This window comes from Halomonas sp. B23F22_10 (assembly GCF_043496975.1).
In the GTDB taxonomy this organism is placed as follows: Bacteria; Pseudomonadota; Gammaproteobacteria; order Pseudomonadales; family Halomonadaceae; genus Halomonas; species Halomonas smyrnensis.
This window is the reverse complement of sequence record NZ_JBIEKF010000003.1, coordinates 543,436-563,258: the sequence shown is the minus strand read 5'-3', so window position 1 is coordinate 563,258 and position 19,823 is coordinate 543,436. Positions and strand designations below refer to the sequence as shown.

The 19,823-nt window shown below is 72.1% G+C and carries 17 protein-coding genes; 1 reads left to right on the top strand and 16 read right to left on the bottom strand.

The features are described 5' to 3' along the window. Positions 1 to 58 precede the first annotated feature (58 nt). The 8 genes from ACGTNF_RS09740 to nrdR all read right to left on the bottom strand — a co-directional run bounded on the left by ACGTNF_RS09740 (position 59) and on the right by nrdR (position 6,831). Entirely contained in the window at positions 59 to 1,300 is a 1,242-nt protein-coding gene (locus tag ACGTNF_RS09740; RefSeq protein ID WP_394601532.1) for a DUF945 family protein, read from the bottom strand. 50 nt (positions 1,301 to 1,350) lie between these two features. Further along, positions 1,351 to 1,824 (bottom strand): phosphatidylglycerophosphatase A family protein, encoded by a 474-nt coding sequence (locus tag ACGTNF_RS09735; RefSeq protein ID WP_016856164.1) that lies wholly within the window; start codon positions 1,822 to 1,824, stop codon positions 1,351 to 1,353. Further along, positions 1,821 to 2,774 (bottom strand): thiamine-phosphate kinase, encoded by a 954-nt coding sequence (thiL, locus tag ACGTNF_RS09730; RefSeq protein WP_394601531.1) that lies wholly within the window; start codon positions 2,772 to 2,774, stop codon positions 1,821 to 1,823. Before thiL ends, ACGTNF_RS09735 begins: the two co-directional genes overlap by 4 nt. Positions 2,775 to 2,787: 13 nt before the next feature. Further along, the gene (gene nusB, locus ACGTNF_RS09725) at positions 2,788 to 3,288 is read right to left on the bottom strand and encodes a transcription antitermination factor NusB (protein ID WP_016856623.1); all 501 of its coding nucleotides are present in this window, start codon (positions 3,286 to 3,288) and stop codon (positions 2,788 to 2,790) included. Further along, positions 3,288 to 3,776, bottom strand: coding sequence for a 6,7-dimethyl-8-ribityllumazine synthase (gene ribH / locus ACGTNF_RS09720; RefSeq protein WP_016856622.1), 489 nt, complete (start codon positions 3,774 to 3,776; stop codon positions 3,288 to 3,290). The genes nusB and ribH overlap by 1 nt, the downstream gene beginning before the upstream one ends. 85 nt (positions 3,777 to 3,861) lie before the next feature. Further along, positions 3,862 to 5,028 (bottom strand): bifunctional 3,4-dihydroxy-2-butanone-4-phosphate synthase/GTP cyclohydrolase II, encoded by a 1,167-nt coding sequence (gene ribBA / locus ACGTNF_RS09715; protein ID WP_394601530.1) that lies wholly within the window; start codon positions 5,026 to 5,028, stop codon positions 3,862 to 3,864. A gap of 190 nt (positions 5,029 to 5,218) precedes the next feature. Then, the gene (gene ribD, locus ACGTNF_RS09710; protein ID WP_394601529.1) at positions 5,219 to 6,349 is read right to left on the bottom strand and encodes a bifunctional diaminohydroxyphosphoribosylaminopyrimidine deaminase/5-amino-6-(5-phosphoribosylamino)uracil reductase RibD; all 1,131 of its coding nucleotides are present in this window, start codon (positions 6,347 to 6,349) and stop codon (positions 5,219 to 5,221) included. Beyond that, on the bottom strand, positions 6,346 to 6,831 hold the full coding sequence (gene nrdR / locus ACGTNF_RS09705) for a transcriptional regulator NrdR (RefSeq protein WP_394601528.1): 486 nt from the start codon (positions 6,829 to 6,831) through the stop codon (positions 6,346 to 6,348). Before nrdR ends, ribD begins: the two co-directional genes overlap by 4 nt. Positions 6,832 to 6,963: 132 nt before the next feature. Between nrdR and dsbG the strand changes: the two genes are divergently transcribed. Next, on the top strand, positions 6,964 to 7,728 hold the full coding sequence (gene dsbG, locus ACGTNF_RS09700) for a thiol:disulfide interchange protein DsbG (protein WP_394601527.1): 765 nt from the start codon (positions 6,964 to 6,966) through the stop codon (positions 7,726 to 7,728). 37 nt (positions 7,729 to 7,765) lie between these two features. Here dsbG and ACGTNF_RS09695 read toward each other — a convergent pair whose 3' ends face one another. The 8 genes from ACGTNF_RS09695 to ACGTNF_RS09660 all read right to left on the bottom strand — a co-directional run bounded on the left by ACGTNF_RS09695 (position 7,766) and on the right by ACGTNF_RS09660 (position 19,814). Beyond that, on the bottom strand, positions 7,766 to 9,526 hold the full coding sequence (locus ACGTNF_RS09695; protein WP_394601526.1) for a SulP family inorganic anion transporter: 1,761 nt from the start codon (positions 9,524 to 9,526) through the stop codon (positions 7,766 to 7,768). Continuing rightward, complete coding sequence (locus ACGTNF_RS09690) at positions 9,523 to 10,818, bottom strand: NAD(P)/FAD-dependent oxidoreductase (RefSeq protein WP_394601525.1); 1,296 nt, start codon at positions 10,816 to 10,818, stop codon at positions 9,523 to 9,525. Before ACGTNF_RS09690 ends, ACGTNF_RS09695 begins: the two co-directional genes overlap by 4 nt. Positions 10,819 to 10,857: 39 nt before the next feature. Next, positions 10,858 to 11,727 (bottom strand): MBL fold metallo-hydrolase, encoded by an 870-nt coding sequence (locus ACGTNF_RS09685; RefSeq protein ID WP_394601524.1) that lies wholly within the window; start codon positions 11,725 to 11,727, stop codon positions 10,858 to 10,860. 489 nt (positions 11,728 to 12,216) lie between these two features. Continuing rightward, on the bottom strand, positions 12,217 to 13,482 hold the full coding sequence (glyA, locus tag ACGTNF_RS09680) for a serine hydroxymethyltransferase (protein ID WP_016856611.1): 1,266 nt from the start codon (positions 13,480 to 13,482) through the stop codon (positions 12,217 to 12,219). A 147-nt stretch (positions 13,483 to 13,629) separates the two neighbouring features. Beyond that, positions 13,630 to 15,090 carry a hypothetical protein gene (locus tag ACGTNF_RS09675; protein ID WP_394601523.1) on the bottom strand — a complete coding sequence of 487 codons (1,461 nt, stop codon included), beginning with the start codon at positions 15,088 to 15,090 and terminating at the stop codon, positions 13,630 to 13,632. A 35-nt stretch (positions 15,091 to 15,125) separates the two neighbouring features. Then, positions 15,126 to 16,550 carry a polyphosphate kinase gene (locus tag ACGTNF_RS09670; RefSeq protein WP_394601522.1) on the bottom strand — a complete coding sequence of 475 codons (1,425 nt, stop codon included), beginning with the start codon at positions 16,548 to 16,550 and terminating at the stop codon, positions 15,126 to 15,128. Between the two features lie 10 nt (positions 16,551 to 16,560). After that, positions 16,561 to 19,098: an ABC transporter permease gene (locus ACGTNF_RS09665; protein ID WP_394601550.1), complete on the bottom strand. Its 2,538-nt coding sequence runs from the start codon at positions 19,096 to 19,098 to the stop codon at positions 16,561 to 16,563. After that, on the bottom strand, positions 19,098 to 19,814 hold the full coding sequence (locus tag ACGTNF_RS09660) for an ABC transporter ATP-binding protein (RefSeq protein WP_394601549.1): 717 nt from the start codon (positions 19,812 to 19,814) through the stop codon (positions 19,098 to 19,100). The genes ACGTNF_RS09665 and ACGTNF_RS09660 overlap by 1 nt, the downstream gene beginning before the upstream one ends. Positions 19,815 to 19,823: the final 9 nt, after the last annotated feature.

Below are 19,823 nucleotides of genomic sequence, written 5' to 3'. Positions count from 1 at the left end.
ACGGGACTTCTCGACCCGTGATGCTTCCGCAATGCGGGCGACGAGGCCGAACTTCAAGTCATCGCCAACGTTCGAGCACCGGCGGCAGCGGCCGGCCGTTGATTCTCACCTTGCCGCCGACCACGTCGATCTGCAGTTCCCGGGTGTCCAGCGGCAGCCCCAGCCCCAGCGCGATCACCGGCGGCAGCGGCTGCCACAGGAAGTCGCCGTCGAGCCGCTCGCGCCAGGCCGCGCGCTCCGCCTCGGTGTCCAGCGCCAGCGGCTCGAGGGCGTCGAGATCGCGGGCATCGAAGACCAGCACGCCCTCGCCGTCCAGCGACAGCCCCAGCATGGGGCTCTCCAGGTCGGCCTCGAGGATATCCAGCCGCGGCGAGTCCGCCAGCAGCGCGCGCAGCGCCGGGGTCAGCGCCTCGCTCAGGGAAGGATCATCCGCCGCGGCGTGCCCGCGGAGCGCCTCGTAGTGAAGCCGGGCCGCCAGCGCGCGCAGGGCGTCGGCGTCGAGGCGCGACAGCTCGCCGGCCAGCTCGCCGGTCAGCAGCACCTCGTCGCCGGAGAGCACCTCGCCGACGTCGAGCCGGGCCTTGAGCCGCAGCTCCTCGGCGTCCAGCACGGTGCGCGCCGTCAGGCCGAGCTGCTCGGCGTCGAAGGCCAGCTCCGGCGAGCGCCAGGCCAGGTTCTGGATCCGCAGATGATCGTGCTGGTTGAAGTGGAAGACGTCTCGGGTGTAGGCGAAGCGGCTCTCCAGCACCAGCGGGCCGGCGCTGAGGCGGCTCTCGCCGTCATCGAGGTGCAGCTCCGCCAGCCGCGCGCGCAGCCGCCAGTCGCCGACGTCGCCGTGCACGGCGACCCGGCCGCCCTGCAGGGTCAGGGTGCGATCCTGCTGGCGGAAGACCACCGGGGCGAGTTCCAGGGTGGCATCGAGGGTCGAGGAATAGGGGCGGAAGTGGGCGTCCCAGCGCGGCGGCGTGGCGCTCACCGCGCCGTGGTCGGGCTCGATCTCGGGCGTATGGGGCCGCAGGGTGCCGTCCAGGCGAGTCTCCAGCACGCCATGCCGGGCGCGATAGACGAGGTCGAGATGCCAGGCGTTGCCGAACAGCGGCGCCAGGTGGATCACGCCGTGGGAGGTCAGCCAGCCGCGCTCGACGTTGCTGCGCCGCAAGCTCAGCTCGCCGCCCTGGCGAAGCTCGGCGACGACCCGCGTCAGCTCGCGCTCGAACAGCAGGCCGGCGAGGGTCTGGGCCACGGCCCAGGCCAGGGCCAGCACCGCCAGCACCGGCACGATCAGGCGCTCCTTGCGCATCGCTCACTCCTTGTCGACGAGACGCCCTGCCCCGGGCCGAGGCGTCGACCTCAGTGGAGCCAGAACCACAGGTGCATGGTACACCAGGCATAGGCGCTGGCGAGGACGTCGTCGATCATGATGCCGAAGCCGCCGGCCACGCGGCGGTCGGCCCAGCGAATCGGCCAGGGCTTGAAGACGTCGAACACCCGGAAGACCACGAAGCCCCACAGGGCGGCCTCCCAGGAGAAGGGCACCGCCATCATGGTCAGCCAGTAGCCGACGAACTCGTCCCAGACGATGCCCGAGTGGTCGTGGACCCCGAGGTCGCGGGAGGTCTTTTCGCACAGCCAGATGCCCCACACGAAGGTGATGGCCACCACGAACAGGTACCAGCCGAGCGGCAACTCGGACATCAGCCAGTAGAAGGGAATGGCCGCCACGGTGCCGACGGTGCCCGGGGCGAAGGGGACGGCGCCGCTGCCGAACCCGAAGGCGAGGAAGTGGACCGGCCGGTGCCAGACGCTCTGGGGGGCGCGGTTCATGGCGTGTCTCCTGAGAAGTGCTGCCAGCCCGCGGCGCCGTCCGGCGCCGCGCCGGTGATGCCGGGGGCCTCGCGCACCCGGCCGATCGCGGTCAGTGCCAGGCCCTCGGCCACCAGTCGCGCCCGAGCCGGCTCGAGGTGCGCCTCGGGCAGCGTCACCAGCAGTTCGTAGTCGTCGCCGCCGCGAAGGGCCGCGTCCATGGCATCGTCGTCGCCGAGCGCCGCCGCCAGCCCCTCGGCCAGCGGCAGCGTCTCGGGCGTCAGCGCGGCGCCCACGCCGGAGGCCGCGCACAGATGACCGAGATCGGCCAGCAGGCCGTCCGAGACGTCGATCGCGGCGGAGGCCAGCTCGCGCAGCGCCAGGCCGGCGGCGAGCCGCGGCTCGGGGCGCAGGTAGCGGCGCAGCAGGGCGTCGTCGGGATCGCGCGCGCCGGCCTGCCAGCGGGCCAGGCCGCCGGCGCCGCCGCCGAGGGCGCCGGTCACCGCGATCACCTCGCCGGGCCGGGCGCCGGCGCGGGTCAGCGCCTCGCCCTCGGGCACCTCGCCCATCACCGTCACGCCCACCGCCAGCTCGCCGCGGGTGACGTCGCCGCCGGCCAGCGCCACGCCGCTGGCGTCGCACAGGGCATGAAAGCCGGCCGCGAACTCCGCGACCCAGGCGTCATCGGCCTCGGGCAGGGTCAGCGACATCAGGCACCAGCGCGCCCGGGCGCCCATGGCGGCCAGGTCGCTGAGGCTGACCGCCAGCGCCCGATGGCCGATGGCCCTGGGCGGGGCATCGGCGGGAAAGTGCACGTCGGCCACCGAGGTGTCGACGCTCACCGCCAGCTGCATGCCGGGCGTGGGCGCGAGCAGCGCGCAGTCGTCGCCGACCCCGAGGCTGACGCCGACGGCGCTGGCCGCGGGCGTCGGCGCGAGATGACGGGCGATCAGCTCGAATTCGCTGGACATCGGATCGAGGCCTTCAGCGACGACGCGCGGAGACCTCGGCGCCGCGCAGCTTGGCGGCGAGCTTGTCGAGGATGCCGTTGACGTACTTGTGCCCCTCGGTGGCGCCGAAGGACTTGGCCAGCTCGACGCCCTCGTTGATCACCGCGCGGTACGGCACCTCGGGACGCTTGGCGAGCTCGTAGGCGCCCAGGCGCAGGATCGCCAGTTCGATCAGGTCGAGGTCCTCGAGGCGGCGGTCGAGCAGCGGCGCGATGGTGGCATCGAGCTCGCGGCGATTACGCGCCACCTCGTGCAGCAGCTGGTGGAACAGCGCCAGGTCGGCGATGCCCATCACCTTGTGCCAGTTCTCGTGATCCTCCAGATCCTCGTCGGCGATCTGGCTGCGGAACTCGGCCTCGACGGCGGCGATCGGCTTCTCGGTCAGCTGCCACTGGTAGAGCCCCTGAACGGCCAGTTCACGGGCCGCATGACGGGCCAGCTGTGCCTTGGACGGCTCGCGACGCTGTTCGCTCATCAGGCGTTCTCCCCTTCACCGAAGCGGCGCAGCAGCGAGACCATCTCCATGGCCGCCATGGCCGCCTCGGTGCCCTTGTTGCCAGCCTTGGTGCCGGCACGCTCGATGGCCTGCTCGATGGAGTTGACGGTCAGCACGCCATTGGCCACCGGAGTGTCGAACTCCAGCTGCAGGCGGTTCATGGCCGAGTTGCACTCGCCGGCCACGTGCTCGAAGTGCGGCGTGCCGCCGCGGATCACCGCGCCCAAGGCAATCACCGCCTCGGGGCGGACCACCTGGAGCACGCGCTTGATGGCCAGCGGCAGCTCCCAGGCACCCGGGGTGTGGACGATGTCGATGTTCTCTTCGTCGACGCCGTGGCGCGTCAGGCTGTCGACGGCACCCTCGACCAGGCTGTCCACCACATGATGATTGAAGCGGCCCACCACGATCACGTAGCGGCCATCGACGTTGACGAAGCTGCCTTCGACTTGGGAAATCGGTTGCATGGTCTCTTTCCTGCTGAACCCGATGAAAACGGAATCGCCGGGGCGCGCGACGAACGGCGCCCCGGCGAGATGTCGGATGAGGGCGTCAGGCGCCGTCGTCACCCTCGGCGGTCGGCGCCTGGCCGGGCTCGAGGCGCTCGACCACTTCCAGGTCGAAGCCGGAGAGCGCCGAGAACTTCCACGGCGAGCTGAGCAGGCGCATGCGGCCCACGCCCAGCTCGCGCAGGATCTGCGACCCGGTGCCGATGGTGAGATAGTTGCCGGCACCGTCGGAATCGGTGGTGCGCGGCGCCCGGCGACGCTCCAGAAAGACCTCGAGCAGGTCGTGAAGATCCTGCTGCGGGCGGCCGTCGTCGAGCAGCACGAAGACGCCGTGCTCGGCGCGGGCGACCTCGGCGATCGCCTCGTGGGCGGTCCAGCTGTCGTGCTCGCCCTTCTGCAGCAGCAGCAGGTCGCGCATCACGTTGGACAGGTGCACGCGCACCGTGGTCAGCGACTCGGGCGCCGGGCGCCCCTTGACCAGCGCCAGGTGATGGGCGCCCTGGATGCGATCGCGGAACACGTGCAGCGTCAGCTCGCCGTGGGGGGTCTGTACCGGCATCGACTCCAGCGACTCGACGGTCTGCTCGTTGTGGATGCGGTAGTGGATCAGGTCGGCGATGGTGCCCATCTTCAGCCCGTGTTCGCGGGCGAAGGTCTCGAGCTCGGGGCGGCGCGCCATGCTGCCGTCCTCGCTCATCACCTCGCAGATCACGCCGCTGGGATCCAGCCCGGCCAGGGCCGACAGGTCGCAGGCGGCCTCGGTGTGGCCGGCGCGACGCAGCACGCCGCCGGGCTCGGCCATCAGCGGGAAGATATGGCCGGGCTGAACAATGTCGTTCGGCTCGGCGTCGCGGGCCACCGCCGCCTGGACGGTGCGCGCGCGGTCGGCGGCGGAGATTCCGGTGCTGACGCCCTCGGCGGCCTCGATGGAGAGCGTGAACTTGGTGCCGAAGCCGGAGCCGTTGTCGCGCACCATCAGCGGCAGCTGCAGACGCTCGCAGCGCTCGCGGGTCATCGGCAGGCAGATCAGCCCGCGGGCATGGCGCGCCATGAAGTTGATGTGCTCGGCCTCCACCTTCTCGGCGGCCATGATGATATCGCCCTCGTTCTCGCGATCCTCATCGTCCATCAGGATCACCATCCGCCCCTGGCGGATGTCCTCGATCAGTTCGGCGATGGGGGCCAGGCCCCCGGAGGAGGAGTGCTCCATGGAATCTCCATTGACTCTGCTGCGGTCGTCGCGATGCGACGACACCGAAGTCGCCGTCGGGCGTCGTCCGCTCGAAACCGCGTCAGGGTACCGTGGCGTGACCGCCGGCGCTAGTAGTGGCTCGCCCGACGACGCCCATCGGGCGGTCGGGCGGCGTACTCGGAACGGCACGTCGCGGGCGGCGCCGGGCTCAGGCGGGGCGCGCGGTGATGCGCCAGTCGCGGCCCACGGCGCGGATGTCGAGGATCTCCAGCGGCTTCTGTTCGGCCATGGTCTCGAGCCCCGGCAGCGCGAACAGCGGGCGCGCCTCGCCGCCGAGCAGGGTCGGGGCGACGAACAGCTGCATCTCGTCGACCAGTCCGGCGTCGAGCATGGCGCCGGCCAGGGTCGCGCCGGTCTCGAGCAGCGCCTCGTTGACCGCCTCGCGCTCGGCGAGATGCCCCAGCAGGGCCGCCAGATCGACGCGCCCATCCTCCCCCGCCGGCAGCACCAGCACCTCGGCACCGGCGGCCTCGAGGCGGCCCCGCCGCTCGGCGTCGTGGTCCTCGACGGTGGCCACCAGGGTGCGGCCCGGCTCGCGCAGGCAGGCCGCCGCCTCGGGCAGGCGCAGGCGGGAGTCGACCACCACGCGCAGCGGCTGGCGGGCGGCGATCGCCTCGGCGTCGGGCAGCTCGAGCTGATCGGCGCGCAGGGTCAGCCGGGAATTGTCGAAGATCACCGACTCGACGCCGGTGATCACCGCGCTGGAGCGGGCCCGCAACCGCTGCACCTGGCAGCGCGCCCGGGGCCCGGTGATCCACTGGGACTCGCCGGAGCGCATGGCGGTGCGGCCGTCGAGACTCATCGCCATCTTCAGCCGCACGAAGGGCCGGCCCCGGGACATCCGCGAGACGAAGCCGGGGTTCAGCGCCCGGGCCTGGGCCTCGAGCAGGCCGACCTCGACCTCGATGCCGGCCGCGCGCAGCCGGGCGATGCCGTTGCCGGCCACCAGCGGGTTGGGGTCGCGCATGGCCACCACCACCTTCGCCACGCCGGCCTGGACCAGCGCCTCGGCGCAGGGGCCGGTGCGGCCGTGGTGGGAGCACGGCTCCAGGGTGACGTAGGCGGTGGCGCCGCGAGCGGCCTCACCGGCGTCACGCAGGGCGTGAACCTCGGCGTGGGGCTCGCCGGCGCGCTGGTGCCAGCCCTCGCCGGCCCGGCGGCCGTCGCTGACAAGCACGCAGCCCACCCGCGGGTTGGGATCGGTGGTATAGAGGCCGCGCCGGGCCAGCACCAGGGCACGGGCCATCCAGCTCTCGGGGGAACGAACCACGGCGCTCATGATTCTCCGGATCCGTCGGGCTGGAAGCTCGGCTCCTGGGCCAGGCGATCGATCTCGGCGCGGAACTCGTCGATGTCCTGGAAGCGGCGATAGACCGAGGCGAAGCGAATGTAGGCCACCTGGTCGAGGCGCTTCAGGGCATGCATGACCTCCTCGCCGACGTTCCGGGCGTGGATCTCGCGCTCGCCGCGGGCGCGCAGGGTCTGGCGGATGCGCTCCACCGCGGCCTCGATCGACTCGGCGCTCACCGGGCGCTTCTCCAGGGCGCGCAGCATCCCGGCGCGCAGCTTGGCCTCGTCGAACAGTTCCCGGGACCCGTCCCCCTTGATCACCCGCGGCATCACCAGCTCGGCGGTCTCGTAGGTGGTGAAGCGCTCGCCGCAGGCCGCGCACTGGCGCCGCCGCCGCACCTGATCGCCGTCGACGACCAGTCGGGAATCGGTCACGCGGGTGTCGGAGGCGCCGCAGAAGGGACAGTGCATAAGCAGGGTTCCGGGAGGTCGGGGACGATGAAGGATGTCGCCACATTGTAACGGTTTTGGCCCCGCGACGCCCAGCGAACCCCGGGGCCGTCTCGCTGTCAGCAGAGGGCCACCCTTTCATGGAGGAACGCCATGCGCGCCCTGCCCCGCCGCCTGCTGCCGGCCGCCCTGCTGCTGCCCCTCGTCGCGTCCGCCGACGAACTCCCCGCCCCGCTCCAGGCCCTCGAGGCCGAAGGTCTCACGATACACGGCCGCTTCGAGGCGCCCGACGGGCTGACCGGCTACGCCGCCAGCGCCGGCGGCCAGCCGATGACGGTCTTCGTCACCGAGGGCGGCGAGCACGCGGTGATCGGCAACCTGGTAGACGCCGAGGGCGAGAACCTCTCCCGCGCGCCGCTGGATCGCCTGGTGCGCGCGCCACAGGACGCCGAGACCTGGGGCGAGCTCGAGCGGAGCGCCTGGATCGCCGACGGCCGCGACGACGCCGACCGCATCGTCTATGTGTTCACCGATCCCAACTGCCCCTACTGCCGCCAGTTCTGGCAGGCCGCCCGCCCCTGGGTCGAGGCCGGCAGGGTCCAGCTGCGCCACGTGATGGTCGGCATCCTCGCCGCCGACAGCCCGCGCAAGGCGGTCTCGCTGCTGGCCGCCGACGATCCCGCCGCGGCGCTGGCCGACCATGAGCGCGGCGATACGGTCGCGATCCTCGACGCCCTGCCCCGCCGGCTGGAGCTGGCGCTGCAGGAGAACCACAACCTGATGGACGACCTCGGCCTGGTCGCCACCCCGGGCATCGTCTATCGCCCGAACGGCCCTCAGAGCAGCGGCCGGCTGGAGACCGCCCAGGGCATGCCGCAGGAGGACACGCTGGGCGAGATCCTCGGTCCTCGCCCCTGATCGCGACGGCCCCCGATCACGCCGTGAAGGCTTGCCGTCATGTCTCCCTTTCCGTCATCCGGCCGGGCGCCGCGTTCGCCGCGGCCTCGCCTTCATGCAGCGCCTGCCAGGCATCGAAGGTGCTCAGGAACACCCGGCCGCCGAGCTCGTGGCAGAAGTCGGTGGCCGCCAGGCGATCCATCACCGGCCCCTTGACCTCGGCCAGGTGCAGCGCCACCCCGGCGTCCTTCAGCCGCCGGTTGATCGCCTCCAGGCTCTCCAGCGCCGAGGCGTCGATCACGTTGACCGCCTGGCAGGCCAGCACCATGTGCGCGAGGCCCGGCTGGCGGGCCGCCAGCGCCATCACCGTGTCCTCCAGATAGCGCGCGTTGGCGAAGTAGAGGCTCTCGTCGACGCGCAGGATGGCCAGGCGCTCGTCGGTCTCCACCTCGTCGTAGCGCTGCACGTTGCGGAAGTGCTCGCTGCCGGGCACCCGCCCCACCACGGCGCTGTGCGGGCGGCTGGTGCGGTACAGGTGCAGCCCCAGCGACAACGCCACGCCGGCCAGGATGCCGCTCTCCACGCCGTGCACCAGGGTCAGCGTCAGGGTCGCCAGCATGGCCACGCCGTCGGCCCGGGAGTAGGCCCAGGTGCGGCGGATGGCGGGCAGATCGATCAGGGTGCCCACGGCGACGATGATGGTGGCGGCGAGCGTCGCCTTGGGCAGGAAGGCCAGCGGCGCGGTCAGCGTCAGGGTCGCCACGGCGATGCCCAGCGCCGTGAAGGCGCCGGCCAGCGGCGTGGCGGCCCCGGCCTCGAAGTTGACCACCGAGCGCGAGAAGCCGCCGGACACCGGCGAGCCGCCGCTGGTGCCGGCGCCGAGGTTGGCCAGCCCCAGGGCGATCAGCTCGCGGTTCGGGTCGATGCGCTGGCGGCGCTTGGCGGCCAGGGTCTGGGCCACCGACACCGACTCCACGAAGCCCACCAGGCTGATCAGCAGCGCCGCCGGGGCCAGGTTCGACCATAGCCCCGGCTCGAGGCTCGGCAGCGCCAGCGCCGGCAGCCCGCTCGGCACCACGCCGACCAGCGCCACGCCGCGCCCGCCGAGCCCCAGCGCCCAGGCCAGCAGGGTGGTGACGATCACCGCCGAGACCGGCGCGGCCTTGGCCACGAGATCGGCGACCGTGGCCGACAGCCCCAGGCGGGAGAGCCCGCCCTTGAGATAGCGCCGGCACAGCACCAAAAAGCCCCAGACGCCTACGCCGATCGCCAGGGTGGCCGGATTGACCTCGCCCAGCGCGGCGATGAGCGCCAGGACCATCTCGACCAGGGTGTGGCCCGAGGCCTCGACGCCGAGCAGGTGACGCAGCTGGCTGGCGGCGATCAGGATCCCCGAGGCGGTGACGAAGCCCGAGATCACCGGGTGGCTCAGGAAGTTGGCGAGAAAGCCCAGCCGCAGCAGTCCCATGGCCACCAGCATCGCCCCGGAGAGCGCCGCCAGCACCAGGGCGGCGCCCACGTACTCGGCGCTGCCCGGCGTGGCGATGGTGGACAGCGCCGAGGCGGTCATCAGCGAGGCCACCGCCACCGGCCCCACCGCCAGGGTGGCGCTGGTGCCGAAGATCGCATAGAGCACCAGCGGCAGCATGCTGGCATAGAGCCCCACCTCCGGCGGCAGGCCGGCCAGCAGCGCATAGGCCAGGGCCTGGGGCACCAGCATCAGGGTGACGATCACCGCCGCCAGCAGGTCCCGGGCCAGGGTGTCGTGCCGGTAGCCGTGCAGCCAGCCGAGCAGCGGAATCCAGCGTGACGGGATCATCGGCCGCTGGCGCTCCGGGTGTCGCCGGATGCCACCCTCGGCGCCCGCCGGGCCGGCGCGGCCAGCCACTCGTGGCCCTTGAGCATCAGGTTCCAGTACAGCCAGGGCAGCTGTTTAGCCTTGAGCCACCAGGCGCGGCGGGTGGCCTTCGTGCCATCGTTGACCCAGCGCGGGAAGGTCGGCTGCAGCGTGCCGCCGTAGCCGAACTCGGCCAGCACGATGCGCCCGCGCTCCACGGTCAGCGGGCAGGAGCCGTAGCCGGTGTAGGCCGCCTCGAGCGGGGTCTCGTCCAGCGAGGCGAGCAGGTTCTCGGCCACCACCGGGGCCTGCTTGCGCACCGCCGCCGTGGTCTTGGCGTTGGGCGTGCCGCTGACGTCACCGAGGCCGAACACCGCCGGATAGCGCACGTGCTGGAGCGTCTCGGCGTCCAGGTCCAGCCAGCCGCCGCCGTTGGCGAGCCCGGACTCGGCGACGAAGCCCGGCGCCTTCTGCGGCGGCACCGCGTGCAGCATGTCGAAGCCGCGCTCCTCCTCATGCTCGCCGTCTGCGCCGCCGACCGCGAAACGGGCCGTGCGCGAGGGGCCGTCCACCGCCACGAGGCGTTCGCCGTAGGCCGCCTCGATGCCGTAGCCGTCGATGTAACGCTCAAGCGCCGGCACGTAGTCGGGCACGCCGAACAGCACGCCGCCGGCGTTGCAGAAGCGCACCTCGATGTCGTCCAGCCGCCCCTGGCGCCGCCAGTGATCGCAGGCGAGATACATCGCCTTCTGCGGCGCGCCGGCGCACTTGATCGGCATCGGCGGCTGGGTGAACAGCGCCCGACCGCGCTCGAGCGACTGCACCAGCGACCAGGTGTAGGGCGCCAGGTCGAAGCGGTAGTTGGAGGTCACGCCGTTCTCGCCGAGCGTCTCCTCCAGGCCGTCGATGGCGCCCCAGTCGAGCACCAGCCCCGGCGCCACCACCAGCCGGGCATAGCCGAGCCGCCGGCCGTCGGCCAGGGCGACCTCGGCGGCTTCGGGGTCGACGCGCTCGACCCGGGTGGCGTAGCGGGTCGCCCTGCTCGGGATGACATCGTCCATCGGGCGGCGGGTGATGTCGGCGGAGAAGACGCCGCCGCCGACCAGCGTCCAGCCGGGCTGGTAGCTGTGCATCTCGGCGGGTTCGACGATGGCGATGTCCAGGTCACCGCGACGCTTCAAGAGGCTGGCGGTGACGGCGATGCCCGCCGCGCCGCCGCCGATGACGACGACATCGTGGCGGCGTGACGGGGATTCCGGGGTCGGGTGAGGCATGGCGGGCTCCAGGTGGCGTGATCGGGATCGGGCAGCGGCTCAGAAACGGTTGAGCGGCACCTTGAGGTAGACCTGGCCGTTGTCCTCGGCCGGCGGCATCTCGCCGGCGCGCATGTTGACCTGCACCGAGGGGATGATCAGCCGCGGCATGCCCAGGGTGGCGTCGCGCTCGGTGCGCATGGTCACGAAGTCGTCCTCGTCGACGCCCTCGTGGACGTGGATGTTATGCGCGCGCTGCTCGGCCACGCTGGTCTCGTGCTGGAACGCCTCGCGATCCGGCGCCTTGTAGTCGTGGCACAGGAACAGCCGCGTCTCGTCGGGCAGCGACAGCACCTTCTGGATCGAGCGATACAGGGTGCGGGCATCGCCGCCGGGGAAGTCGCAGCGCGCGGTGCCGTAGTCGGGCATGAACAGGGTGTCGCCGACGAAGGCCGCGTCGCCGATCACGTAGGTCAGGCAGGCCGGCGTGTGGCCCGGGGTATGCAGCACCCGGCTCTCGAGGCCGCCGATGGCGAAGGTATCGCCCTCCTCGAACAGGCGGTCGAACTGGCTGCCGTCGCGGGCGAACTCGGTGCCGGCGTTGAAGGCCTTGCCGAAGATCTCCTGCACCTCGACGATGCGCGCGCCGATGCCGGTGCGGCCGCCGAGCTTCCGGTACAGATAGGGCGCCGCCGAGAGGTGGTCGGCGTGGACGTGGGTCTCGAGCACCCACTCGACGCTCAGCCCCTCGCGCTCGATGAAGTCGATGATGGCATCGGCCGAACGCACGTCGGTGTGGCCGGCGGCGTAGTCGAAGTCGAGCACCGAATCGAGGATGGCGCAGGCCGTGGAGTCCGGGTCACGGACCACATAGCTGAAGGTGTTGGTGGGCTCGTCGAAGAAGGCCGTGACGATGGGCTGCTGGGACATGGGGTGCCTCCGTTGGCAGCAGAGGGTGAAGAGCGACGGACGCGGCGCGTCCCGATGCCGGTTGGCGATAGCCGCAGCATATCAATATATTTTGTTCTAACGTTATATTTATTTTTCATATATAGCGCAGCGGCAGATAGCACTGCGCCATAGCCGGATGCCGAATGAGGGCAATCAGCCCCAGAGCCTGAGCCGTTTCGGAAGAGCTGGAGAGGAATCGGAGCGCGATGCGCCGGCGCCGGGTCGCGATCTCCGCCTCGATGCCGACGCTCACCGGCCGGGGCTTTCGCGTTCCAGGTTATCGCGCGGGTGATGGACGATGCGCCCGCCGGTGCCCGAGCCGGCGATGATGACCCCGCCGAAGCGTCGAACAGGCGGGGTTCGCGGCCGCCTATTGCCGTGAAACGGTAGCCAGAAAGCAGCGCGCCCCGCCCCGGACGAACCGGGGCGGGGCGTACGCTTGCGCGTCAGGCCTGGGTCAGGCGCCGATCAGCGGTAGACCGGCAGACGGCCGCAGACGGCCTCGACCTTGCCCTTGACCTCGGCCTCGATGGCGGAGGTGTCCTCGCCCTTGGCCAGCACGTCGAGGATGTCGCAGATCCAGCCGGCCAGCTCGCCGCACTCGGACTCGCCGAAGCCGCGGGTGGTCACCGCCGGAGTGCCGATGCGCAGGCCTGAGGTCACGAACGGGCTCTGCGGGTCGTTCGGCACGGCGTTCTTGTTGACGGTGATGTGGGCGCGGCCCAGGGCGGCGTCCGCGTCCTTGCCGGTCACGCCCTGCTTGACCAGGGACAGCAGGAACAGGTGATCCTCGGTGCCGCCGGAGACGATGTCGAAGCCGCGCTCGATGAACACGCCGGCCATGGCCTTGGCGTTCTTCAGCACCTGCTGCTGGTAGGTCTTGAACTCGGGCGCCATGGCTTCCTTGAAGCAGATCGCCTTGGCGGCGATGACGTGCTCCAGCGGGCCGCCCTGGATGCCCGGGAAGACCGCGGACTGCAGCTTCTTCTCGATGTCGGCGTTGCCCTCGGCGGACAGGATCAGGCCACCACGCGGGCCACGCAGGGTCTTGTGGGTGGTGGTGGTGACCACGTGGGCGTGGGACATCGGGCTCGGGTAGACCCCGGCGGCCACCAGGCCGGCGATGTGGGCCATGTCGACCAGCAGGTAGGCGCCCACCTCGTCGGCGATCTCGCGGAACTTGGCCCAGTCGATGATCTGGGAGTAGGCGGAGAAGCCGGCGATGATCATCTTCGGCTGGTGCTCGCGCGCCAGCTCGGCGACCTGCTCGTAGTCGATGCGGCCGTTCTCGTCGATGCCGTACTGCACGGCGTTGTAGTGCTTGCCGGAGAAGTTCGGCTTGGCGCCGTGGGTCAGGTGACCGCCGGCGTCCAGGCTCATGCCCAGCACGGTGTCGCCCGGGGTGACCAGCGCCTGGAAGACGGCGCCGTTGGCCTGGGAGCCGGAGTGCGGCTGGACGTTGGCGTAGGTGGCGCCGAACAGTTCCTTGGCGTAATCGATGGCCAGCTGCTCGACCACGTCGACGTACTCGCAGCCGCCGTAGTAGCGCTTGCCGGGATAGCCTTCCGCATACTTGTTGGTCAGCTGGCTGCCCTGGGCCTCCATGACGCGGGGGCTGGCATAGTTCTCGGAAGCGATCAGCTCGATGTGCGCTTCCTGACGCGTGCTTTCCTTCTGCATCGCATCGAACAGGGCATCATCGAAACCGGCAATCTGCATGTCACGGCTGAACATCGGCGGGAAACCTCGCATCAACGGGGAAATCGAAGGCCGCCATCATACCCCAGGGTATGGCGGCTTTCACATGAAACCCCGTCATGCGGCGCCCCATGATTTCTCATGCGCGCTTCAGAATTTCTGAAGGCTCCCTCGCCGCGCGGCTCAGCGCGTCTCCACCGACATCGAGAGCTTGCTCGGCAGGCCCAGCGGGTCGGCGGCGAGCACGTCGGCGTCGCTCTCCGGCGGCAGGGTCAGCGCCACCTCGAGCTCGCTGGCCCGGCCCTCCATCATGTCCACCAGGCCGTCCAGCAGCCGGCCGAACTCGGGCCCGAGCATGGTGCCGAAGCCCTTGGCCTGGGTGCGCGCCTGTTCGAGGAACTCGGCCTCGCTGACGCCGCGGCTGGCGGCCATCACCGCCGGCATGCGCCCGAACAGTCCCAGCTCGACGAGGGTGGTCTCGATGCGTCCGCCGAGCAGGGTGACCCCGCTCAGGTCGGTCATCTCGGCCAGATAGGCGGCCGGCTCCACGCCGTCGGGCAGGCGCACCGGCAGCTCGCTGTCGAACGTCCAGCGGAAGGCGTCGGCGGCGGTGATCGTGCCGTCGCCGGAGAGCAGGCTCTTCTGGCCCAGCGCCTCCCAGCCGCCGTCGAACTCGGCGTCCAGGCGCAGCTGCCCGCTGCCGCCGGTGAGCACGTTGCTGGCCAGGCGCAGCGGGGTGCGCTCCTCGGCCGGGGCCAGCTCGATCATCCGCGCCAGGTCCAGCTCGAGGGCCTCGAGCCGGGCGCTGCCCTCGCCGTCGTGCATGTCGCCGTCGACGCTCAGCCGCGCCAGATCGGCCACCAGATGATCGGCGACGATCGACAGGTCGTTCAGCTCGAGGCGATCCAGCGTCGTCGCCTCGGGATCGCCCGGCGGGTGGCTCAGGCCCTCGAGGCTCAGCGAGGCCAGGGTGAGGTCTCCCGCCCCGATATCCTCCAACCCCTCGGCGTGGCCCTCGATGCCGCTCATCTCCAGGCGGCCGACGCCGGTCGCCGTGAGACCCTCGGCCTCGAGCCGCTGCGCCGACAGCCAGCCGCTCGTCGGCGCCTGCGGGCTCAGGGTCTTCTTGCCGTCGGCGGAGGTGATCGCCGCCGACGCGAGCGCCAGGCGCAACCCTTCGGCGCTCAGCCCGTCGGCCTCGAAGGCCGCATCGCCCAGCCGGCCCTCGCCCCAGGGCAGCGGCCCGCCGGGGCCGTCGAGGCGCAGCCGGTCGGCGGTGAGCACGCCCGCGTCTCGGCCACCGCGCTCGAGCCGCAGCCCCTCCATGACGATCGCCTCGGGGGCCTCGTAGTCGCCCTCGACCACGTAGCGGGCGACGTCCAGCCGCGAGCCGTCGGCGTCGACGAGGCTCAGGTCCTCGGCGCGGGTCTCGCCGCCGAGCAGGCTATCGGAGACCTCGCCTACCGAGAACTCGCCGGCGGCGGCGAAGCGCTCCTGCAGGTCGGCCTCGAGGCGCTCGGCATCGGCCTGGGCCAGGCCGCACGGCAGCGCGGCGAGCACGGCGGCGAGCGCGGCGGCTCGCGACGGGGCCTTACGTATCAGGGACTTGCGCATCAAGACGTTACGTAGCAAGGGCTTGCGCATGGGGGTCACCTCCCTGGTGATCGCGCCTGGGGGCGTCAGCGCGGTTCGGCGAGACGCGCCTCGAGCAGGCGGTTGACGTGGTCCAGCACCGCCAGTCGGGCGCGGCGCTTGTCATTGGCGTCGATCAGGGCCCAGCCCCCGTCGACGTCATGAGTATGCACAAACATGTCGTCGATCGCCCGCCGGTAGTCGTCCCAGCGCTCGCGATTGCGCCAGTCCTCCTCGGTGAGCTTGTGGCGCTTGTGGGGCGTCTCGGCGCGCGAACGGAAGCGGCGCAGCTGCTCGTCCCTGTCGACCGCCAGGAACAGCTTGCCGAGCACCGCGCCGTGGGCCAGCAGCTGGCGTTCGAAGCGGCGGATCTCGTCATAGCCGCGGCGCCAGGCGGCCGGCTCGGCCAGGCCCTCGACGCGCTCCACCAGCACCCGGCCGTACCAGGAGCGGTCGAAGATCGCCACCCGGCCGTCCAGCGGCAGCCGGCGCCAGAAGCGCCAGGCCCAGGGATGGGCGCGCTCCTCGTCACTGGGCGCGGCGATGCGATGGACGCGATACTGGCGGGCATCGAGCGCCGAGGTCAGGCGATGGATGCAGCCGCCCTTGCCGGCGGCGTCCTGGCCCTCGAAGGCCAGCACCACGGGGATCCGCCGCCGCTGGACCTCGCGGGCGTTGCCGGCCAGCCGGGCCTGGGCCTCGGCGAGGCGCTCCCGGTAGGTGGCCTTGTCGATGGCCTTCCGCGACGCGGCGGCAAGGTCCGAGAGCCGCGGGGGCGCCCCGATGCCCTTGGTGGGACGAAAGCCCGGCGCCTTCACCGCGGGCAGCGGCCCGGCCATGGCCGCCACCAGCCGGTGGGCCAGGGCCTTGATCGGCGTCTCGCCGGGGCCACCGGCCAGGCGGTGCCAGGGCGCGTGATCGGCCTCGGTGGCCTCGCGCATCGCGTGGCCAAGCCTGGACAGGGCGTCGTACTGGAGATGGCGCTGCCAGTCGTGATCCTTGACCTGCCAAGCCCGTTCGGGGTCGTGCCACAGCGCCCTCAGATGGCGGCCCTGGACGTCGCGGTCGATGTCCAGCCACAGCTTGACGATCGCCACGTTCTCGGCCGCCAGCTCGGCCTCGAAGGCGCGGATCTCGGCCAGCCGGTCGCGGAAGGCGCCCTCGCCCAGGCGCTGCTCGGTGCGGGCGAACAGCGCATCGCCGTACCAGCCGTGGACGAACACCCCGACCCGCCCGCGGGCCGGCAGGCGGCGCCAGTAGCGCCACCAGTAGGGACGCTCGCGCTCCTCGCTGCTCGGCGCCAGGGCGTGCACCTCGGTCAGGCGATTCTCGAGGCGATGGTTGAGCTCGTTGATCAGCGCCGTCTTGCCGGTGGCGGCGTGGCCGGTGACCACCAGCACCACCGAGCGCGAGGCCCGGCGGGCCAGCTCCAGCTGGGCCTCGAGCAATGCATAGCGCAGCGATTCCTTCATTCCGTCTTCCTCATGCCTCGCCCAGCAGCCCCAGACTCTCGGCGGGCGCCCGTCGCCGGATGCCCCGCGACAGCCACTGGCCGATGGCGCCGACCAGCAGCGCCCCGCCCAGCGGCAGCGCCAGCCACAGCACCGGATGCCAGCGCGGGGCGAGGTCGAGCCAGCCGCCGTAGAGCCCGGCCGCGGCCAGCTCGGCCAGCGCCGCGGCCAGCAGGCCGCTGGCCAGCCCCAGCAGCGCGAACTCGGCGCCCTGCACCCGCCGCAGCAGCCGGTCGCCGGCGCCGAACACCCGCAGCAGCCCGGCCTCGTGGGCGCGCACCGGCAGGCTGGCGGCCAGGGCGGCGTGCAGCACGCTGACCCCGGCCAGCAGCACCAGCACCAGCACCAGCTCCACGGCCCGGGTGACCTGCGACAGCACCTCGCGAACCCGCTCGAGGATCGCCTCCACGTCGAGCAGGGTGACGCCGGGGAAGTCGCGCACCAGCCGGCCCGGCAGCGCGCGCTCGTCGGGCGCCAGGTGGAAGGCGGTGATGTAGCTGTGGCCGAAGCGCTCGAGCACGCCCGGCGGGAAGATCACGTAGAAGTTGGGCCGGAAGCTGTCCCAGTCCAGGTCACGCAGGCTGGTGATCTCGCCGTCGATGGTGGCGCTGCCGACGGTGAAGGTCAGCACGTCGCCGAGCTCGAGCCCCAGCCGGCCGGCCAGCCCGCTCTCCAGCGAGATCGGCACCGGCGAGGCGGCCTCGCCGCCGGACGCCGCCTCGGCGTCGAACCACTCCCCCGCCACCAGCCGGTTGCCCTCCGGCGGGTCGGCGCGCCAGGTCAGGTTGAGCTCGCGGCGCAGCGAGTTGGCGCCGCGCGCCTCCGCCGGCACCGCCTCGCGGGGCGGGGCGCCGTCGATGGCCGTGAGCCGGCCACGCACCATGGGATAGAGGTCGCTGCGCGACTCGGCGCCCTCGTTCAGGGCCGCGGCGAAGGCGTCGCGCTCGCCGGGCTGGATGTTGATGGCGAACTGGTTGGGCGTGTTCTCGGGCAGCTGCTCGCGCCAGGCGTCGAGCAGGTCGCCACGCACCAGGGCGATCATCGCCATGGCGAACAGCGCCACCGAGAACGCCAGCAGCTGGCCGAGGCTGGCGGCCCGGCGCCGCGCCAGCTGGCGCCCGCCCAGGCGCAGCGCCTGCAGGTATCCGGCCCCGCCCTGCGCCGGCAGCCGCGAGCACAGCGCCAGCACGCTGCCGAGCAGCAGACCGCCCAGGCCCCACAGCACCGCCAGCGCCAGGCCGCCGCCGAGCAGCAGCGCCAGGGCCAGGCCGGGATCGCCGGAGTAGAGCCACAGCAGCGCGCCGAACACCAGCGCCGCCGCGCCCACCACCCACCAGGCGGAGGCCGGCAGCGGGTCCAGCTCGCGTCGCAGCACCTTGAGCGCGCTGACCCGCCGCAGGCGCAGCAGGGTCGGCCCGGCGAAGCCGGCCAGTACCGCCAGCGCGGTCAGCACGCCGAGCGCCAGCGGCATCAGCCCCGGCGGCGGCAGTTCCACCGCCAGCAGCCGGCCGAGCAGGGCCAGCAGCAGCGCCTGGCCGGCCAGCCCCAGCAGCGCGCCCAGCGCCGAGGCCGCCAGCGCCAGCCACAAGAGCTGCAGGGCGAACAGCCGCACCAGCTCGGCCTGGCGGGCGCCGAAGCAGCGCAGCAGGGCCGCGGTGTCCAGATGGCGCTCCACGTAGCGTCGGGTGGCCATGGCCACCGCGACGCCAGCCAGCAGCACCGCGGCGAGCCCGGCCAGGCTCAGGTAACGGTCGGCCCGGGACAGCGCGCTGCCGAGGCGCGGCCGGTCACGACGCACGTCCTGCACCTCCACGCCCTCGCCGCGCAGCCGCTCGAGCCGAGGCGTGATCGCCTCCACGGCCTCGGGCGGGCCGGCGGCCAGCAGCTCGTACTCGATGCGCGAGCCGGGCTGGATCAGCCCGGTGGCCTCGAGATCGTCGACGTGCACCATCAGCCGCGGGTTGAAGCTGGAGAAGCCGGCCGAGGGGTCGGCCTCGCGCTCGATCACCCCGCTCACCGCAAGCTCGGCCTGGCCCAGGCGCAGGGTGTCGCCGAGCTCGAGCTCGAGCAGCTGCGCCAGGCGCGGGGCGACCCAGGCGCCGCCGCGCTCGGGCCCGCGGGGCAGCGCCTCGGGGCCGTCGCCGCGGTCGACCACGGACTCGCCGTAGTGGGGATAGGCGTCGTCGACCGCCTTCACGCCCACCGGCTGGAAGGCCTCGCCGGCGCTGACCATCGACACCATGTCGACCTGATCGGAGAGCGAGAGGCCGGCGTCCTCGAAGGCGCGGCGCAGCTCGGGATCGAAGGGTCGCGACTGCTCGAGCACCACGTCGCCGCCCAGCAGCTGGCCGGCCTGGCGGGTCAGGCCACGCTCCAGGCGGTCGAGGAAGAAGCCGATCATGGTGGCGGCGGCCACCGCCAGGGTCAGCGCCAGGAACAGCGCACGCACGTCGCCGGCCCGCAGGTCGCGCCTGAGCCCCTTCCACGACAGGCCGATGGCGTGGCGCATCATGCCTCGGCCTCCTCGCGCGCGATCGCCTCGAGTCGCCCGTCGGCGAGCCTGAGACAGCGATCGCAGCGCCGCGCCAGGGCCAGATCGTGGGTGACCAGCACCAGGGTGGTGCCGGCCTCCCGATTGAGGGCGAACAGGCTGTCGATGATGCGCTCGCCGGTGGCGGGATCGAGGTTGCCGGTGGGCTCGTCGGCGAACACCAGCTCGGCGCCGGTGACGAAGGCACGGGCCAGGGCCACGCGCTGCTGCTCGCCGCCGGAGAGCTGCTTGGGCAGGTGGTCGAGGCGCTCGCCGAGCCCCACCCGGCCGAGCCAGTCGCGGGCACGGGCCTCGGCGTCGCCGTCCGGGGCCAGCTCCAGCGGCAGCAGCACGTTCTCCAGCGCGGTCAGGGTCGGCAGCAGCTGGAAGTTCTGGAACACGAAGCCGACCCGCCCGGCGCGGAGCCCGGCACGGCCGTCCTCGTCGAGCTCGCCGAGGGGCTCGCCGAACAGCTCGAGCTCGCCGCCGCTCGGGGCATCGAGCCCGGCCAGCAGGCCGAGCAGGGTCGACTTGCCCGCCCCGCTCTGGCCGAGGATGGCCAGTGTCTCGCCGGGGAACACCTCGAGGGCAAGATCACTCAGAATGGTCAGCGAGCGTTCGCCGCTCTCCACCCGCTTGGTCAGGTGGGCAGCGCGTAGCATAGGATGAAGGTTTGCTGACGAGGAGTCGGACATGAGGTCGGT

Bases quoted from the DNA above. Each gene is read 5' to 3' on its own strand.
- ACGTNF_RS09740 (WP_394601532.1), bottom strand. From the start codon at position 1,300: ATGCGCAAGGAGCGCCTGATCGTGCCGGTGCTGGCGGTGCTGGCCCTG.
- ACGTNF_RS09735 (WP_016856164.1), bottom strand. From the start codon at position 1,824: ATGAACCGCGCCCCCCAGAGCGTCTGGCACCGGCCGGTCCACTTCCTC.
- thiL (WP_394601531.1), bottom strand. From the start codon at position 2,774: ATGTCCAGCGAATTCGAGCTGATCGCCCGTCATCTCGCGCCGACGCCC.
- nusB (WP_016856623.1), bottom strand. From the start codon at position 3,288: ATGAGCGAACAGCGTCGCGAGCCGTCCAAGGCACAGCTGGCCCGTCAT.
- ribH (WP_016856622.1), bottom strand. From the start codon at position 3,776: ATGCAACCGATTTCCCAAGTCGAAGGCAGCTTCGTCAACGTCGATGGC.
- ribBA (WP_394601530.1), bottom strand. From the start codon at position 5,028: ATGGAGCACTCCTCCTCCGGGGGCCTGGCCCCCATCGCCGAACTGATC.
- ribD (WP_394601529.1), bottom strand. From the start codon at position 6,349: ATGAGCGCCGTGGTTCGTTCCCCCGAGAGCTGGATGGCCCGTGCCCTG.
- nrdR (WP_394601528.1), bottom strand. From the start codon at position 6,831: ATGCACTGTCCCTTCTGCGGCGCCTCCGACACCCGCGTGACCGATTCC.
- dsbG (WP_394601527.1), top strand. From the start codon at position 6,964: ATGCGCGCCCTGCCCCGCCGCCTGCTGCCGGCCGCCCTGCTGCTGCCC.
- ACGTNF_RS09695 (WP_394601526.1), bottom strand. From the start codon at position 9,526: ATGATCCCGTCACGCTGGATTCCGCTGCTCGGCTGGCTGCACGGCTAC.
- ACGTNF_RS09690 (WP_394601525.1), bottom strand. From the start codon at position 10,818: ATGCCTCACCCGACCCCGGAATCCCCGTCACGCCGCCACGATGTCGTC.
- ACGTNF_RS09685 (WP_394601524.1), bottom strand. From the start codon at position 11,727: ATGTCCCAGCAGCCCATCGTCACGGCCTTCTTCGACGAGCCCACCAAC.
- glyA (WP_016856611.1), bottom strand. From the start codon at position 13,482: ATGTTCAGCCGTGACATGCAGATTGCCGGTTTCGATGATGCCCTGTTC.
- ACGTNF_RS09675 (WP_394601523.1), bottom strand. From the start codon at position 15,090: ATGCGCAAGCCCTTGCTACGTAACGTCTTGATGCGCAAGTCCCTGATA.
- ACGTNF_RS09670 (WP_394601522.1), bottom strand. From the start codon at position 16,550: ATGAAGGAATCGCTGCGCTATGCATTGCTCGAGGCCCAGCTGGAGCTG.
- ACGTNF_RS09665 (WP_394601550.1), bottom strand. From the start codon at position 19,098: ATGCGCCACGCCATCGGCCTGTCGTGGAAGGGGCTCAGGCGCGACCTG.
- ACGTNF_RS09660 (WP_394601549.1), bottom strand. From the start codon at position 19,814: ATGTCCGACTCCTCGTCAGCAAACCTTCATCCTATGCTACGCGCTGCC.